The 18,571-nt window shown below is 42.3% G+C and carries 13 protein-coding genes; 3 read left to right on the top strand and 10 right to left on the bottom strand.

Translation table 11 applies throughout. From position 1 onward, the window contains the following. Positions 1-117 precede the first annotated feature (117 nt). The 4 genes from METVE_RS0104005 to METVE_RS0104020 form a co-directional block, all read right to left on the bottom strand. Positions 118-1,320 (bottom strand): efflux RND transporter periplasmic adaptor subunit, encoded by a 1,203-nt coding sequence (locus METVE_RS0104005; protein ID WP_020167159.1) that lies wholly within the window; start codon positions 1,318-1,320, stop codon positions 118-120. After that, positions 1,310-4,531 (bottom strand): efflux RND transporter permease subunit, encoded by a 3,222-nt coding sequence (locus METVE_RS0104010; protein WP_020167160.1) that lies wholly within the window; start codon positions 4,529-4,531, stop codon positions 1,310-1,312. Before METVE_RS0104010 ends, METVE_RS0104005 begins: the two co-directional genes overlap by 11 nt. Positions 4,532-4,839: 308 nt before the next feature. Then, positions 4,840-6,783, bottom strand: a complete 1,944-nt coding sequence (locus METVE_RS0104015; protein WP_020167161.1) for a putative bifunctional diguanylate cyclase/phosphodiesterase — start codon at positions 6,781-6,783, stop codon at positions 4,840-4,842. A 150-nt stretch (positions 6,784-6,933) separates the two neighbouring features. Further along, on the bottom strand, positions 6,934-9,231 hold the full coding sequence (locus tag METVE_RS0104020) for a putative bifunctional diguanylate cyclase/phosphodiesterase (protein WP_020167162.1): 2,298 nt from the start codon (positions 9,229-9,231) through the stop codon (positions 6,934-6,936). Positions 9,232-9,548: 317 nt separating this feature from the next. Here METVE_RS0104020 and METVE_RS0104025 point away from each other — a divergent pair, with 317 nt between their 5' ends. Both METVE_RS0104025 and chrA read left to right on the top strand, forming a co-directional pair. Then, complete coding sequence (locus tag METVE_RS0104025; RefSeq protein ID WP_020167163.1) at positions 9,549-10,559, top strand: LLM class flavin-dependent oxidoreductase; 1,011 nt, start codon at positions 9,549-9,551, stop codon at positions 10,557-10,559. A 57-nt stretch (positions 10,560-10,616) separates the two neighbouring features. Further along, entirely contained in the window at positions 10,617-11,981 is a 1,365-nt protein-coding gene (chrA, locus tag METVE_RS0104030; RefSeq protein WP_020167164.1) for a chromate efflux transporter, read from the top strand. Positions 11,982-12,080: 99 nt separating this feature from the next. On the opposite strand, the gene METVE_RS0104035 is transcribed toward chrA, so the two are convergent. The 4 genes from METVE_RS0104035 to METVE_RS0104050 form a co-directional block, all read right to left on the bottom strand. Next, positions 12,081-13,130 carry an aldo/keto reductase gene (locus METVE_RS0104035; protein WP_020167165.1) on the bottom strand — a complete coding sequence of 350 codons (1,050 nt, stop codon included), beginning with the start codon at positions 13,128-13,130 and terminating at the stop codon, positions 12,081-12,083. 9 nt (positions 13,131-13,139) lie between these two features. Next, positions 13,140-13,727, bottom strand: coding sequence for a TetR/AcrR family transcriptional regulator (locus METVE_RS0104040; protein ID WP_020167166.1), 588 nt, complete (start codon positions 13,725-13,727; stop codon positions 13,140-13,142). 100 nt (positions 13,728-13,827) lie between these two features. Continuing rightward, entirely contained in the window at positions 13,828-14,328 is a 501-nt protein-coding gene (locus METVE_RS0104045) for a GlcG/HbpS family heme-binding protein (protein WP_232415378.1), read from the bottom strand. A 329-nt stretch (positions 14,329-14,657) separates the two neighbouring features. Beyond that, positions 14,658-14,969, bottom strand: a complete 312-nt coding sequence (locus tag METVE_RS0104050) for an ArsR/SmtB family transcription factor (RefSeq protein WP_020167168.1) — start codon at positions 14,967-14,969, stop codon at positions 14,658-14,660. 115 nt (positions 14,970-15,084) lie between these two features. Here METVE_RS0104050 and METVE_RS0104055 point away from each other — a divergent pair, with 115 nt between their 5' ends. Further along, positions 15,085-16,191 (top strand): NADH:flavin oxidoreductase/NADH oxidase, encoded by a 1,107-nt coding sequence (locus METVE_RS0104055; RefSeq protein ID WP_020167169.1) that lies wholly within the window; start codon positions 15,085-15,087, stop codon positions 16,189-16,191. A gap of 148 nt (positions 16,192-16,339) precedes the next feature. Here METVE_RS0104055 and METVE_RS0104060 read toward each other — a convergent pair whose 3' ends face one another. Next, on the bottom strand, positions 16,340-16,678 hold the full coding sequence (locus METVE_RS0104060; protein ID WP_020167170.1) for a tRNA-binding protein: 339 nt from the start codon (positions 16,676-16,678) through the stop codon (positions 16,340-16,342). A gap of 72 nt (positions 16,679-16,750) precedes the next feature. Beyond that, complete coding sequence (gene leuA, locus METVE_RS0104065; RefSeq protein WP_020167171.1) at positions 16,751-18,418, bottom strand: 2-isopropylmalate synthase; 1,668 nt, start codon at positions 18,416-18,418, stop codon at positions 16,751-16,753. Positions 18,419-18,571 lie beyond the last annotated feature (153 nt).

Consider the following 18,571-nt stretch of genomic DNA (forward strand, 5'->3'; position numbering starts at 1 on the left):
GTAATAGACAGACCACGATCCATGATGAAATTACTCTAAATTATTAGCAATATTGTTGGCTTCACACAAAAAGTTAACACTTTTATTAGGTTAACTTTTAATACGAATATTTATTAATCACTCTTGCTGTTTCTCAGCAACATTCACATGGTCGCCGTTTTTAATTCCATCGGGCGGATTTTCTATTACACGATCAGTTGCCGCTATACCGGAATACAGTTCGATGGTTTTACCGAAATCATGCGCGATAGTAATTGTTTTAACGGTCACTTTGTTATCTGCATCTACAACAGCAACACGTAAACCTGTTTGGTCGAATATTAACGCACTGGCAGGTACGCTAAGTGCGGTCTTATTATTCGGCAAATCTAGGCTAACATTGGCATAACCGCCTGGCAATAATTCGCCAGCTGCGTTATCTACTGCTAACTGCATTAAAGTTGTGCCAGATGTAGCGTTAATCGAACCCGAGGTGGATGCTACCGTTGCAATATAGCTTTTATCTTGATGTTCTGGCACTGTGATTTTTGCTTTGGTGCCTTGTTTAATCGTGCCAACATAGTTTTGTGGCACGTTGACGTATAGGCGTAATTTGCGTGTATCCGAAATTTCAAATAATGGCAGATCGGTAGCGCTGCCGCCGGCATTAATCAGTGCACCAGTATCGGTATTACGCGCGGTAACTGAGCCAGCGAACGGCGCAACAATTCGCGTAAAACTTTTTAATGCAAGAATGCGGTTAACATTGGCTTGCGCGGCGTTTAGCATGCCTTGTTTACTTGTGTAATCACCTGTTTTTTCATCTACTTCCTGTTTGGAAATAGATTGCGTTAATAGCATTTCTTGCCAGCGTTTGGCAGTGGTTTCAGCCAAGCCAACATTCGCTTGAGCACTGGCTAAATCAGCTTTTGCCTGAAGTAATTGCTGGTCTAGATCCGGCGTTTCAATCTCGCCTAATAACTGCCCCGCTTTTACTTGCGTACCGATATCGACCTTCCAGCTTTTTAAGTACCCACTTACGCGCGCATATATTGGTGCGCGTGCGTAAGCTTCAAAACGGCCGGGCAAATCAAGCGTTGCACCTTCACCTGCGCCAGTTGGCAACCCTACACTCACTGTCGGCAACGCTTGTTTATCTGTCCACTCTTTAAGATTGGTATCATTATGGGCGCGTGTAGTCACGCCTAATGCAACGACAATGATGGCAATGATGGCAATGATTACCAGCACAATACCGCTGATGCGCAAGGTTTTGTTTGATAAGCCAGTGGCCTGATTATTAGTGGTTTGGTTACCAGAGGTTTTGTTATTAGACTGCATGAAATTCTCCAGTTGAATCGGGGTTAGATTGACTGTGGTCAGATTTTGTGTGACCAGATGGACCGTTATAGCGTCTATGTACGATGCTGAATACGACAGGAACGAAAAGCAGTGTGGCAATAGTGGCAAAAATCAAACCACCAATCACCGCGCGGCCTAAAGGCGCATTTTGTTCTCCGCCTTCACCTAAACCTAATGCCATAGGCGCCATACCAATAATCATGGCTAGTGCCGTCATTAATACTGGGCGGAAGCGTACAAATCCAGCATCAATCGCTGCAGCAGTGGCATCGCCCAATTGCTCTAGTCGTTCACGCGCAAAACTAATCACTAATACGCTATTTGCAGTTGCAACGCCCATGCACATAATCGCACCGGTTAGCGCTGGTACTGATAACGGCGTGTAGGTGGCGAACAGCATCCATACGATACCTGCCAATGCCGCTGGCAATGCTGAAATAATCACAAATGGATCGCTCCATGATTGGAAGTTAACCACAATTAATAGGTAAATTAATACGATTGCGCCCAGCAAGCCGTACAACAAACCAGAGAAAGCGTTATCCATGGTTTTTACTTGACCTAACAACGCAACCGTTGAACCTTTTGGTACTTGGTCGGCGGTATCTGCAATAATCTGACGAATATCTTTTGCCACAGCGCCTAAATCGCGATCTTGCGTGGTTGCATTGATTTGCACCATTGATTGAATATCATATTGGCTGACCACCGCGTTGCCCGTGCTACGCTTAAATGTTGCCAACGCACCTAATGTTTGTGGTGCGCCGCCTGCACTGCTAATGGGTAAATTGGCTAACGAATTTAAACTATCCAGCAGATATTGCGGTGTTTGTAACACGATAGGATAAGACACATTATTGACTGGATTCAGCCAAAAAGTAGGCGCAACCTGCGAACTACCTGCCAGATTGACAACCAAGCTGTTGGTGACATCTCTAGCACTAATACCTACCGCTTGTGAGCGCGTGCGATCAACATTGATATCAAATACAGGGCTTGTGCGCGATTGCTGAATACGCACATCGGCCACGCCAGGAACTAAGCGAATCTTAGTCAGCAATTTATTCGCGTAATCAAAATTATCGTCTAGTTTGCCGCCGCGTATTTGCAGATCAATAGGCGCTGGCGATCCGAAATTCAATATCTGGCTGACAATATCCGCAGGCGGGAACGAAAATACCGTGCCCGGGAATTGCTTAGGCAACACTTCGCGTAATTTACGCACATAATCCGCCGTTGGTGCGTGATCATGTGTAAGTGCAATCTGTATGTCGCCATCTTGCGCACCAATCAAGCCAGTATTGTTATAAGTCATATTAATACTACTGATCGGTATGCCGATATTATCGACAATCGTCACAATCTCTTTAGGCGGAATGACCTTTTTAATCGCTTCTTGAATCAGTGCAAAACGTGCAGCAGTATCTTCCACACGAGTGCCAACAGGCACACGCGCATGCATTAATATCTGCCCGCTATCGACGACCGGGAAAAAATTACGGCCCAAAAATGGAATCAGTAAGAATGACAACATGACCACCGCTAAAAAGCCGATGACAAAGATGCGGCGATGTGCAACGGCTAGCTCTAGTATATTTTTATAACCTGCACGAAAGCGTTCAAACCGTGCTTCAAAACCGCGCTGAAAATGCACAAGCGGATTTTTTGTCGGCGTCATTACTGTGCCGTGCTCGTCAGTATGCGGCGCGTGCTTTTGCAGTAAATAATTCGCCATTGTTGGCACTAGCGTACGTGACAAAATAAATGAACTCACCATGGCGAACATCACTGCTTCCGCCATCGGCACGAATAAGAAGCGTGATACACCTTCTAAAAAGAACATGGGTACGAATACGATACAAATACACAACAGCGACACAAAAGCTGGCGTGACGATTTGCGCTGCGCCATCTAAGATAGATTCTTCAACTTCTTTGCCTTGTTCTAAATGCCAGTTGATATTCTCAATCGTCACTGTGGCATCATCGACCAATATACCTACTGCAAGCGCCAAGCCACCCAAAGTCATAATATTGAGCGTTTCGCCAATTACAGAAAGGCCAATGATTGCACCTAAAATAGACAGCGGAATCGAAGTAGCAATGATGATGGTGGAACGCCAGCTACCTAAGAATAGCAATATCATTAAACTGGTCAGAGCGGCAGCTAGAATGCCTTCGTAAGCCACGCCACTGATTGCGGCACGGACAAATAGCGATTGATCGTTGATTGGCGTGGCGACCAAGTTTTCCGGCAGGCTAGGTTTGATTTCTATCAGCTTTTCTTTGATACCAGAAACGATATCCAGCGTAGAGATGGCGCCATTTTTAAGCACAGACATCAATACGGAACGATTGCCATCCACGTGCACGATATTGGTCTGTGGTGGATTGCCATCACGCACCTGCGCGACATCACGGATATAAACCGTTGCGCCATTAACCACTTTAACAGGCAGATTTCCTAAATCTTCAATTGCAGAGGCTGAGTTATTCAGGTTTAGTGTGTATTCAAAACTGCCTATTTTTTGTGTACCAACAGGCAATATTAAATTTTGTGCGGCCAGCGCGTTGGCCACATCTTGCGCAGAAAGCCCGCGCGCTTGAATGGCATCTGGATTCAAGTCTATTTGTACCTGACGACTTTTACCACCAAACGGGAATGGCACGCCTGCGCCAGGCACAGTCACCAAACGCACACGCACTGCGTTGAGGCCTAAATCCGCCAGATTTTGTTCAGACAAACCTTTACCTGATAAGGCGATTTGCAAAATTGGCACCGTAGAAGCGCTGTAGTTCAGAATCAATGGCGGTGTCGTACCAGTGGGCATTTGACGCGTAACGACTTGTGAAATAGCCGTTACCTGCGCATTTGCAGTGGCAATATTAACACCTGGCTGAAAGAAGATTTTAACAATACCGAAACCGGTGTATGAATTGGCTTCAATGTGCTCAATATCATTCACCGTAGTGGTGAGTACACGTTGATACAGTGTGGTAATGCGCCCAGCCATATCGTCGGCTGGCAAACCAGCGTATTGCCAAGCGACCGCAATGACTGGAATACGAATCTCAGGAAAAATATCGACAGGACTACGTAGCGCCGCCAAAGTGCCTGCGATGAGCATCAATAATGCCATGACCACAAAGGTGTACGGGCGCTTTAAAGCGATACTAACTACGTTGAACATATCAACCTTTTAAAAATATGGTTTAGGCAAACTGAGAATATCGATTAAAAATATAGGTTAATTAAATGACAGGCTAAATATCCACAGCCATTTAATAACACAAGTTTTTTGATCTTCAAGTCACACGTATAAGTATGATTTAACTTGAATTATTCAACTATATATTTCGGGAATTATCTTAAAGTTAAGCTGTTAAGTGACACAAAACTCGACACGAAGTTCGTAAAAAATTCGCAAAAAAAAATTTAGCTCTCATTCATCCGTTAACTGTATCGTAAACAGACAACGATGTAAATTTGTCTCAATTTTTAAATTTTGTTTTTACCAAAATTAAGTTTCTCGAACTCATCGGCAGGAATAGGTTTAGAAAATAAGTAACCTTGGCCAAAATCACAGCCTGCTGCTATCAATAAATCTTTTTGCTGTTGCGTTTCAATGCCTTCAGCGATTACTTTTTTGCCTAGCTTATGTGCCATGACGATAATCGCCTCACATAACACCATATCGCTAGAACCTGGATGGATATTAGAAGTGAATGACCTATCTATTTTTACATAATCAATATCGAATTTTCTTAAATAAGCCAGTGAGGAATAGCCCGTACCAAAATCATCGATTGATACCTGAATGCCGACTTTACTGTAACTTTCTAACTGAGTGATTACCGCATCACGCGCATCCAGCAATAGGCCTTCGGTAATCTCAATACAAATACTATTACCAGGCAATCCTAATGCTTGTAGATGTTTGACCCAATTCAGATGATATTTGAGATTAGCCCGAAACTGCACCGGCGAACGATTAACGCTAATTTGAAAATCTGGCTGATGCGCGCGCCATTTAATGACTTGTTGCACAGCCTCGGCAAATACCCAATCACCAATTTCAATGATCATGCCTGTATCTTCTGCAATGGGAATAAACTCAACTGGGCTAACCAAACCACGCAGCGGATGTTGCCAACGGATTAACGCTTCAGCTTTATGAATTTCGCCGGACGCGAGATTGACAATAGGCTGGTAATATAATCTAAACTGCTCTGCAGCCACTGCGCCGCGCAAATCGTTGCTTAAATGCATACGGATCAATGCAGCATCTTGCATGGATGAGGTGAAATAGTGATAGCGATTTCTACCTTGCTCTTTGGCTGCATACATTGCTTGATCTGCATTTTTAAGCAGTACATCTACCTCAGTACCATCCACTGGATAAACGCTGATGCCGATACTGGTAGTGATATACACAACTTCGCCGCCCAAGTGAAACGGCTCAGTAAATTTATCTAAGATATTTTGCGCAATTCGTTCCGTGCTAATTTGATTATTGAGATTATTCAATATCACGGTGAATTCATCGCCACCCATACGCGCAACAGTGTCGTCTTCTCTCACGCAATTGACTAGACGTTCCGCCACTTCTTTCAGCAACAAATCACCCATATCATGCCCGAGCGTATCGTTGATTTCTTTGAAGCGGTCTAAATCCAAATACATCAAAGTGACGAATTGGTTGTTGCGCTGAATCTTTTTAATCTCATGTTGAAAACGGTCTAGAAATAAAGTGCGGTTTGGCAGATTAGTCACTTGATCATAATGTGCCAGGCGAATCACTTGCGCTTCCGCTTTTTTTCTCTCAGTGATATCCGTATGGGTACCAATCATGCGTAAAGGCTTACCATCTGCGGCATAGCTGATTACCATGCCACGGCTTAGTGTCCATTTCCAGCTGCCATCTTTGCATTTAAGGCGAAATTCAGACACATAGATATCTCGTTCGCCTTTTAGATAAGCCTGCGTGTCTGCTAATTGATGCGCGGCGTCATCCTCATGCACAAGCCTGCGCCCTGCAGTGGCAGTTTCCTCAAGCTCATTATCAGTATAGCCGTAGATTTTTTTCCATCTAACTGAGCGGAACACTTCGTCCGTGACCAGATTCCAATCCCAAACACCATCCCCAGCACCTTCTAACGCGAATTTCCACCTATCTTCGCTAACATGCAAAGAAGCTTCAATATCGACATATTCTTGTATTGTTTTTCTTACCAAGAAATAAAGCAGAAAAGCTGTAAGCGTAATATATGCCCAGCCTTTATAAATACTGTATTGAGTGTATTGTTCTTGCGAAGAGACTAGCGCAAAAAGGATTTTATCGCTAAAAAATATCCAAAAAAGACCAAACAAAAAATAGATAACAAATATGCGTAAAGCAATTAAGTGCGGTGTAGATGAAGTTTTTTGCCAAAAACTTTTCACACTATTAATCCTTGACTAATGTTTAACGCACTATATTGGCTGTATATCATTAATTTTAAACTCAATTGTATTCAGTACGTTTATTCTAAAATAGTTTAAAACTAATGTGTAAATGAAGAGATGGTTGGGCGGGGATTAATCATTGAATGATTAATCCACTTCTAACAATTCATTCAGTTCTGAAATGGATATTGGTGGACTAAATAAGTAACCCTGAAAGTGCTCGCAGCCTTTATTTAACAATAACTCTAGCTGCTCTTTTGTTTCAACACCTTCAGCAATCACATTTAATTCTAAGCTTTTTGCCATCGCAATAATGGTCCGTACAATCGCTCTATCACTGCTATCGACAACTAGGTCGCGCACAAACGATTGGTCGATTTTCAACTGTACCAAAGGTAGTCTTTTAAGATACTGTAAGCACGAATAACCCGTGCCAAAATCATCCAAAGAAAACTGAATACCAACGTCATTTAATGCACTCATGGTGGCAATCGTTTCTTCAATGTTTTCAAGCAAAAAACTTTCCGTGAGTTCCAGTTTGAGCTGTAGTGGATTAATAGCATGACGTTTAATTGTTTCGGTCAGCTGGGTTACAAAAGCCGCTTGATGAAATTGCTTAGCACTGACATTGACAGAAAGTGTTAAATCACGCGTTTTTGCATTTTTTTGCCAAGTTTTTAGCTGTTCACAAGCCGTTTCTATGACCCATTGTCCGATAGGTAAAATTAAGCCCGTTTCTTCAGCAAGCGGAATAAACTCCGCTGGCGACATAAATCCACGCTCAGGATGTAACCAGCGAATAAGCGTTTCAGCACCTAATATGCGATTGTGACGATCCACTTGAATTTGATAGAACAGCTGAAATTGCTGATTTTCAAGCGCTTTTCTCAATTCGTGCTCTATGTCAACACGGCTGTTTACAGCCTCTTGCATCTGCGGATCAAAAAAGCGTAGTGTGTTGCGTCCTGCTTTTTTGGCTTGATACATGGCAATGTCCGCATGTTTCAATAACTCTTCCAAAGATTGATCATGGCCTTTAAAAATCACTACGCCAATACTTGCGGTGCTTTGGTATTCTTTTTCACCAAGTTGGTAAGGTTGTTTGAGTGATGCTAAAATCCTTTCACCAACAATCTCTGCTTGGGTCGCCGCAGTGGTGTCTTGGTTGCTTAAATCCTCGATTAATACCACGAATTCATCACCACCCAAACGTGCAACAGTGTCATCTCCATGTAGGCAAGTGGTTAGGCGTGCTGCAACTTGGCGTAATAGCGAGTCGCCAGCATCATGTCCATGTGAATCATTTAGTATCTTAAAGTTGTCTAAATCGAGAAATAACAGTGCGCCATCTTTGCCACTACGGGCGCTGGTTGCTAGTGCCAGCTTGAGTCGATCCAGTAAAAGCTGTCTATTGGGTAACTGCGTGAGAGAGTCGTAGAAAGCTAAATTCTCAATGATATATTCTGCTTTTTTGCGTTCGCTAATATCTTGAACGATAGCAATACCGCCCACCACATTTTCAAACGTGTCTAGAGAAGGTGCGCAAATCAACGATATCCAAATGTTCGCATCGCTGTAAGTTGCATTATAACGACCCTCGTAATGTCCAATTTCGCCTAACAATGCTCTTTCTAATGCGGGAAAAGCGAGTTGATCCTTAAGTGATTTTAAATTCACGCCTGCAATATTTTCTACTGAGTTTTCCAGAAGGTCAGCGAAGCGCTTATTACAAAATGTGATGATATATTGCGTATCGTAATGAAAAATACCCACTGGCGAATGGTTAAGTAGCAATCTATATCGTTCTTCACTAGACCTTACTGCCTCTTCACGCGCGGCCGCTTCAACATGTAACGTGATATTTTCGCGTATGTTACGGTTAATATGCCACGTGCTTGCAAGCATAAAGCCAAAATACAATAAGATTGCCACACCCATTGAAATCAATATGCCGTCTCCGATAACAAATAATCGAAGCATAACTGGCACAATAATTAAACATGCAAAGGTAATTGCGCAAACCAAATCTGCAGAAAACGCGATAATACCGCCCGCAGTTAAGCCTGCCAGCATAAAGATTAAAAATAATTGATGTTGTGGATAATCAGCGGGGAAAAGTAAGATGCCAGCCGAGCCCCAGATAGCACCAACAATAAAAATCAAAAAACGATATTTTTTTAGCCAGCCGCTATTTGTAGTAGATTCGTTTGTATCAGAACGAGCATAAGCAAAAATAAGCACCGCTCTGGCAAATGAGAAAAAAAGAACCAGCGCAAGCCATGGGTAAATAATGGTAGAGCTAATGACTTCGCGCAGCACATAGGCAAGCACACAAGCCAATAATATACTCGCCATCAAAGAAGCTCTGCCTGCATAAAAGAGCTGTTTTGTGAGTTTTGATTGAACTATGGATTCTTTATCAATGGCGCTGATATTCTTATTCATTATTGTTCATACATGCAATGCTCAGATGACAAAAGAGTTTTTCCTACTTATGGACAAGTCTAATGGATTATGCCTTAAGTGTTTTATTGGCTCAATAAGCTACAGAAATATAAATCTTCCATTTTGGGCAACATACATTTTTGCTTGATTTTTAGTGTTAAGTTTAGCCTTTCGCCGTTATCAACCGACCGACTAAATAATCATTATTGATCTTTTAATTTAACATCTTGAATTAAAATAAAAACAGTTTTCTACTATCAAATTAAGCATACTGGCTCCATATATCAATTAGATACTTTTGGAGTAATACTATTTTGATGATTCACAATAAAGACAATCCAATGCCACGCTTCTCTGTTCTTGATCTTTCTCCTATTACAGAAGGTAGTGATGCAACACAATCTTTTAAGAACACTTTAAATCTGGCTCAACACGTTGAGCGCTTGGGCTACAAGCGATATTGGCTGGCAGAACATCATGGCATGCCAGGTATTGCCAGCGCTGCCACATCCGTTCTTGTTGGGCATGTTGCAGCAGGCACATCAACTATCCGCGTTGGTGCAGGTGGCATCATGTTGCCCAATCATTCACCCCTAGTTATTGCTGAACAGTTTGGCACTTTGGAGTCCTTGTTTCCAGGGCGTATTGATCTTGGGCTAGGACGTGCGCCAGGCTCAGATCAGATTACGGCGCATGCTTTGCGTCGAAACCTGGCATCCGATTCAGATGCTTTTCCGCAAGATGTGATGGAATTAATCGATTACTTTTCTGCCGAACCGCAAGGTCATGTTCAAGCAGTGCCTGGAACTGGCCTTAACGTGCCAATCTGGATTCTAGGTTCCAGCCTTTTTGGCGCGCAATTGGCTGCTGCGCTGGGATTGCCCTATGCATTTGCATCGCACTTTGCGCCAGCACAAATGCTGCAAGCGATTGAAATTTATCGCAATACCTTCCGTCCATCACAACAACTTGCTAAACCGCATGTGATGCTTGGTTTCAATGTTTTTGCCGCAGATACAGATGAAGAAGCGCACTTAATTGCTTCTTCCATGCAACAGGCATTTATCAACTTGCGTAGCGGACGACCCACAAAACTGCCGCCGCCAATAGCTGGGTTTTTGAACCACATTGGTGGAGCTGAGCGTGCAATGCTTAACCAAGTATTATCATGCTCAGCAATAGGTTCTGAACAGAAAATATTAGATGAAATAAAGGCTTTTATTGCTAAGACTGAAGCAGATGAGTTAATGATTACCTCGCAGATTTTCGATCATGCTGCACGTCTTAAATCGTATGAAATTACCGCGGGTGTTTACGATAGATTATAGGTTTTAAACATGTTATAAAAAGACATTCGAGTATTAAAGTCGGCAAGAAGAAAACTTATGCACGCAAAACATAAAGAAAATTCAGCTTCAATTTCTGACTTAACTCCTCAACCTATTTCTTTGGCACAAGCTTTTTTATATTGGCTCAAACTAGGCTTCATCAGTTTTGGTGGCCCAGCAGGTCAAATTTCTATCATGCATCATGATTTGGTAGAGAAAAAACGTTGGATCTCAGAGAAACGTTTTTTACATGCACTGAATTACTGCATGATCTTACCAGGTCCAGAGGCACAACAATTAGCTACCTACATTGGCTGGCTCATGCATCGTACTTGGGGCGGTATTATTGCAGGTGTGCTATTCGTGCTGCCTTCGTTCTTCATTTTAACTGGACTAGCATGGGTATATATGGCTTACGGATCTGTTCCAGCCGTAGCTGGTACTTTATATGGCATTAAACCTGCTGTTGTGGCAATCGTATTATTTGCTGCTTATCGTATTGGCTCTAGAGCATTAAACAATTATGTACTTTGGTCAATTGCTACCTTAGCTTTTATTGCCATATTCGCCCTCAAACTACCATTTCCTATGATTGTATTAGCAGCAGGCTTAATTGGACATTTAGGCGGGCGAATTACACCGCAATATTTCAAGGTCGGCGGTGGTCATGGCGGCGGCAATAAAAACTTCGGGCGCGCATTGATTGATGATGATACGCCAACGCCTGTACATGCTTATTTTAGCTGGAAGAAAATGGCAGTGATTGCCCTCATCGGATTGGTCATCTGGTCGATAGCCATGCTTTTCCTGATATTCACTTATGGATGGAATGCTGCCTTTACGCAAATGGGTTGGTTTTTTACCAAAGCTGCCTTAATGACTTTTGGCGGCGCTTATGCGGTTTTACCTTATGTCTATCAAGGTGCAGTTGAGCATTATCACTGGTTAAATCCCGCTCAAATGATGGATTGTTTAGCACTTGGCGAAACGACACCTGGCCCGTTAATCATGGTGGTGACTTTTGTCGGTTTTGTGGGTGGCTGGATTAATCAAATATTTGGCCCAAATGCCGTATTCGCTTCAGCTTTCGTAGCAGCATCAATTGTGACGTTTTTTACTTTCTTACCCAGTTTTGTATTCATTTTTATTGGCGCACCTTTCATTGAGTCCACACATGGCAATCTTAAATTTACCGCACCATTGAGTGCTATTACCGCCGCCGTGGTGGGCGTGATCTTCAATCTCGCCTTGTTCTTTGCCTATCATGTGTTTTGGCCGTTAGGTTTAACAGGCCAAGTAGACTTGTTCTCCATCGCACTGACTGCTGTCGCAACAATAGCGTTACTTCGCTTTAAAGTGAATGTCATCCCAGTCATCGTTGTGAGTGGGATTCTTGGTATGTTGTTTAAACTGCTCACCTAAATCAAAAGCGCTAAATTGACTGCTTGGATTCGCTTATTGAGCTTCGTTAATTGTTATCCATACAAATTACTTATTATCAGCATTCTAAATTAAACCTTTTCAAGCTGGTTTGATAGGTATTAGTAAATCATGCCCGCCAGAAACACTCTTAAATGATGAGTTGATTTGTTCATGAGGCACACCAAGAGATATTGCACTGGTAACATTCAGCCTTTCAACTTGGTCATGATTTAACACCACGCTCAAAGCACCTAAAGTTGCATCTAATTGAGCAGCCGTTCTTGAACCTAGTATTGGAATAATGCTTGTAGTCGATCTATCAGCTTTGTGCATTAACCATGCAATTGCAATATGCGTTGCGGTTGTATTCAACTCGTTTGCGACAGCAAGAATCGTATCCAATAATAGCGTTTCTTTTTGGGTTTTTTCTGTGTGAACCAACATCCCCAATTTAGTTAACCGAGAATTATCGGTAGTTTCTCGATACTTGCCTGTTAGAAACCCGCCGCCTAATGGCGACCATGTTGTGATGGCTAATCCTAGCGATTCAGCCATCGGAATTAACTCTCGGTCTGGTGTACGTTCTGCCAAACTGTATTCAATTTGGATAGCGACGATAGGCGACCATCCACGTAGATCTGCCATTAAATCGGCGCGCGCGATGCGCCAAGCTGGAAAATTAGATAATCCTGCATATAGAATTTTTCCTGAGCGTACCAAATCATCAAACCCACGCATTATTTCTTCCATTGGGGTAACACCATCACTGATATGTGCCCAATAAAGATCAATATAATCAGTTTTTAAACGCTTCAAGCTTTCTTCTACTGCGCGCACCATGTTCTTCCGACTGTTACCTGTTTTAGATAAACCATCTCCTAATTGAGTCGCATTTGTGTACTTTGTTGCTACAACGAACTGATCTCTATCGGCAGCAATAAAGTCACCTAATAAGGTTTCAGATTCACCACGTTGGTACACATTCGCCGTATCAAAAAAATTTCCACCAGCATTCACGTAGCCATCAAAAATCTTTTTAGCCTCTTCAGGTTCAGCACCATGGCCCCAACCTGTTCCAAAATTGCCAGTACCAAGTGCAAGCTCAGAAACTCTTAAACCAGAATTTCTACCAAATACTCTATATTTCATATTGATTCCTTAATGCTGTGGATTATTTCTCTGTATTTGCGCATTTTTTGAAACCTCAAGTATCTCTTCAGATAGTTCACCAGTACCCGCAGCTCTAGCTAATATCAGTGCACCAAGCCATTGAGAAAACGTGGTGATTGCATTTGCACGCTGTTCTTCAACAGTTTCTCCAGGGATGATTTTTGATAAGAGCGCAATGGTTGATTCGACGCCCTCTTCAAATACTTTTTTCACAGCATCATCGTGACGTGGGACTTCATTCGCTAATGTAGATAACACACAAGTTGTTGCTAGTTCATCCCTATTTTGAGTTGAAAGATAAGAGTTTGCGATTCGACTCAACGGATCTTTAATATCTGGATTGGAAATATGCTCTTCCCAACGCTTAAGTGTTTTATCGCATGCACGCTGACAGGCTTGAGCCACTAAATCTTCTTTTGATTCAAAGCTTTTGTAGAATCCGCCGACAGTTAACCCAGCATTTTTCATCAAATCGGCTACTCCAATACCATCAAAACCATGTTCCCTAAACAACTTGGCAGCAGTATCTAGTACTAACTCTTTGTTCTCGACTGATTTGGCTCTACTTACTCTCATCGCATTCCCTCATAATCAACTCTATATTTAGCTATAAAAACATATTAAGCTAAGGATTAAGTAATCATTAAAATCACTTAATTTATCCTTTTGATGCTCATTATTTTAAAAGAGATTTTACGGCATCAATACCCGCTTGTGCACAGGCCGCATCTTGTTCAGGCATACCGCCACTAACACCAACCGCACCTAAAAAGTCTTTGCCTGCGCTAAATGGAATGCCGCCCGCTAATGTTACAAAGCCAGGTAAGTTTGCCAAACCAGGTGCTGGACCACCTTTTTTATCTTTGCCAAATGAGAACTCCTCTAAAAGGCTTGTAGGCAATTGCATGCCTGCTGAATTGACTGCTTTTAATCTTGATAGCTCTGCTGATGCAATATAAGCGCCATTCATTCGTTCAAAATAAATTGGATTTGCGCCTGCATCTACAACTGTCACACTCATTTTCCAGCCTTCTTTCACCGCTTTAGCTTGGCAGCCTGCAGCAATTTTTTGCGCTGTTTCAAGGTTTAATACAGGCGCGCTATCAAATGCATTGGCTTGAAAGCTTGCAGCTGATGTTACTAATGCTAAGCCCATGATTAAATGTTTTAAATTCATTTCTTTATCCTTTAAGTTAGTTTGAACAATATGAAATGCCATAAATATTATGACCATAATCTAATAGTACAGATGCACTTAAAAGAAGTCAATTATATATTATGAATATAATCCAAATTAGTTAACCCCATAAAACATGGCGTTTTTTCAAGCTGAAAATGGCTAGATTAAAAGGATTAATTAAACAATTAATCACTATTTATCTAAGTGAGGAATTTAATTAAGGAACTGCGTGGATGAGCTTTTAATAAATTTTGAATGATTGCTTTGTGTCGCCAAAGTATTTTTGACACTCATATTGATTTAATTAATACAGTGGCTAAATGAATTTAAATTTTTACAGTCGCTTTTAACACGGAATTTAAAACGCCTGGGTACTTCTGCTCAATTTCTTCAAGTCTCAAAGAGTTCATATGCTCTGTGCCTTCAATTACTGTTTCAACAAGGCCTGCACTTCTCAAAATCTTGAAATGATGCGACATACTGGATTTCGGACGATTTAAGTCAATTTCTCCACAGGTCAATTTTCTACCAGCTTTCGCAAGCAGCGCAACAATCTCTAAACGAGTGGGGTCAGCAAGCGCATACATAATGTCCGTCAATTCAACTTGATCTATGGTGGGATGTTTGATTTGTCTCATCCATTTAATTTATCACATCTCTTGATAATATTCTATAGTTCTATTATATTCGAACAATGATACAATAACATTTAAAGTTTTAATTAATCATCTCTAATATCAACAAAGGATTACCATGACCGATTTATTTTCTTCCTATCAACTAAAGGATGTCACGTTAAAAAATAGAATCGCTATCCCGCCCATGTGCCAATACATGGCGGTAGATGGATTAGTAAATGACTGGCACAAAGTGCATTATGCAAGCTTGGCGCGCGGCGGTAGCGGATTGGTTATCGTTGAAGCAACAGCCGTGGCGCCAGAAGGACGCATTACGCCAAATTGTTTAGGACTTTGGAATGATGACCAAGCGGATCAACTGCGTGAAATCGCATCAGCAATCAAAGCCGCAGGTGCTGTTCCAGGTATTCAGATCGCACATGCTGGGCGTAAAGCCAGTGCCAATATTCCGTGGGAAGGCGATGACCATATACCCGCAACAGATGCACGTGCATGGCAAGCTATCGCGCCTTCTGCAATAGCATTCGGCGGTGATCTGCCACGCGTGCCGACAGAGATGACAATTGCTGATATCAAGCGGGTACAAAATGATTTTGTTGCCGCAACCCAACGTGCGCTTGACGCAGGATTTGAATGGCTAGAACTACATATGGCGCACGGATATCTCGGTCAGAGCTTTTTCTCCCCTCATTCAAATCATAGAACAGATGAATATGGCGGCAACTATGAAAACAGAGCCAGATTCAGTCGGGAAACGATTTCTGCCGTCAGAAAAGTTTGGCCAGATAGTTTGCCCTTAACCGCTCGATTTGGTGTGCTGGAATTTGATGGCAAAGATGAAGAAACACTGACTGAATCTATTCAATTAGTGAATGACTGGCGGGAATTAGGATTAGATATGCTGAGTGTCAGCGTGGGATTCACCATACCAGAAACCAATATTCCATGGGGTCCAGCATTCATGGCTCCTATTGCCCAGCGTGTACGTAATGAGGCTAAGATACCTGTTTCGTCGGCATGGGGATTTGGTGCACCTAAATTGGCTGATCAAGCCGTGCGTAACGAGCAGTTAGACTTAGTGATGATAGGACGCGCTCATTTGGAGAATCCTCATTGGCCCTATCAAGCGGCCAAAGAATTAGGTAGAGAAAGTCCCGCTTGGATTCTACCGCCGCCTTATGCGCATTGGTTATCTCGATATAGAAGCCCGACAGCGGAGTAAGCGAGTAAACTAATTTGGGTTAGACATCTTGTTATATCACAACCCATTCAAGCGTCTGTGGTCGCATATTGTCTTTTCTGAACTAAGATAATTCAGCCCCAAAAGGGGTGTTTTAACGCGCCCTGCTTGAATGAGTTATTAGCCACAATCACAGAAGTTTGGTCCCAAGAGGAACTGATTGATCGGGCACGCATAGCACGACCTCGCCACGCTCATTGTGAAAGCCAGTGACCAAACACTCGGACATCAGCGGGCCAATTTGCTTCTTCGGGAAATTGACAACCGCTACTACCAGCTTGCCGATAAGATCTTCTGGACGATAGATAGCCGTAATCTGTGCACTGGACTTTTTTATCCCGAGTTCTTCCCCGAAATCTACATGCAGGACGTAGGCCGGCTTCTTAGCTTCTTGGAACACCGCAGCATTGACGACACGGCCAACACGTAGCTCCACTTTAGTGAAATCATCCCAAGTAATTGTTTGCATTAACTCTCCCAACACGGTTAAACACCATTTTAAACCTTCGATTACGTCTCAAAGTGGATATTTTATCAACATTCACCCCATCCGATGAATACCGCTTACCAAGGCTTTAATCGAAGCTGTCACAATGTTAGCGTCTATTCCTACACCATAACAGTCCTTAAAATTACCTCTGGTCTCTGGTGAAATCTCTATAAAAGCACAAGAGCTTGCATCGGCTCCCTCAGCCCCTGGATTCATTGAACGTTGCTCGTAACTGCGAACATTAATATTTAATCCTGCACTTTTAAATGCATTAACAGCAGCATCGATAGGCCCATTACCTTCACCTGTAAGGTCATGTGGATTACCATCAATTTCGACATGTAAACGAATTCCTTGAGTATCACCATGCTCAAAAAGATGATGTTCCCGATACTTAATCGTTTTATTGTCTTCAAAATAGGTAGCTGAAAAAAGTTTCCAGATATCTGCAGCAACCATTTCCCCTCCATGGCCATCCGTATGTTTCTGCACTACACCAGCAAATTCAACTTGCAATCTACGCGGCATCACAATGCCATATTCACTCTCTAACAAATATGCAATGCCACCTTTACCAGATTGACTATTTACGCGTATCACCGAGTCATAGTTACGCCCGACATCTTTAGGATCTATCGGAAGGTAAGGCACATTCCAAAGTTCATCTGGCTTTTGTACAGCCAAACCTTTTTTAATCGCATCCTGATGTGACCCGGAAAAGGCGGTAAAAACTAAATCACCCACATAAGGATGACGTGGATGTATCGGTAACTGGTTACAATCTTCGACGGTGCGAGCAATCTCGTTAATGTCGGAGAAATCAAGGCCCGGTGAAACGCCTTGTGTATACATATTTAAAGCCATTGTCACTATATCAACGTTACCAGTTCGTTCACCATTACCAAAAAGGCAGCCTTCTACACGGTCAGCGCCTGCCATTAACGCAAGTTCTGCTGCTGCAACTGCAGTGCCTCTATCATTATGTGTATGAAGACTTAAAATAATGCTATCACGCCTTGCAAGATGGCGATGCATCCATTCAATCTGGTCGGCATAAATATTAGGCGTAGACACTTCAACTGTCGTCGGTAAATTGATAATTACCTTGTTCTCTGGTGTCGCACCCCATACTTCAGTCACTGCATTACAAACCTCTAATGCGAAATCAAGCTCAGTCGCAGTGAATGTTTCAGGGCTATATTCAAGTATCCATTCCGTTTCTGGTTGCTCAGATGCTAATTGTTTGATTAATTGCACGGATGCCACCACCATACTAACAACCTCATCCTTAGTCATACCAAAGACGATTTCACGGAAAGGCTTTGAGGTGGCGTTATATAAATGCACAATCGCACGGCGCGCACCTCTTAACGATTCCATCGTGCTAATAATCAAATGCTCGCGTGCTGGAGTTAACACCTCAATAGTAACATCACCAGGAATATGATTGCCTTCAATAAGCGTTCGCACAAAGCCGAAATCTGTTTTTGAGGCTGAAGGAAATGCCACTTCAATTTCTTTGAAACCAATATCACATAGCATACGAAACATGCGCATTTTTCGTTCTGCATTCATGGGTTCAAAAAGCGATTGATTGCCATCACGCAAGTCTGTACTCAACCAGATTGGCGTTTTGGTGATGGTTCGGTTCGGCCACTGACGATCGGTCAAGTTTACTGGCGGAAATGCTCTGTATTTATTAGTTGGATTCTGCAACATTGAAACTGCTCCTAGTTAATTCTGTAAAATCTAGGAGTGAAATTTTAAGTGAATTGCGTTGGCATGTGCTTGCGTTATATGGCAATAATAACTATCTATTAGCAACAATATTTCATAATATAATATATTATTAGAATAATTAACTAGAGGAAT

This window comes from Methylotenera versatilis 79 (assembly GCF_000384375.1).
Classification (GTDB): Bacteria; Pseudomonadota; Gammaproteobacteria; order Burkholderiales; family Methylophilaceae; genus Methylotenera_A; species Methylotenera_A versatilis_B.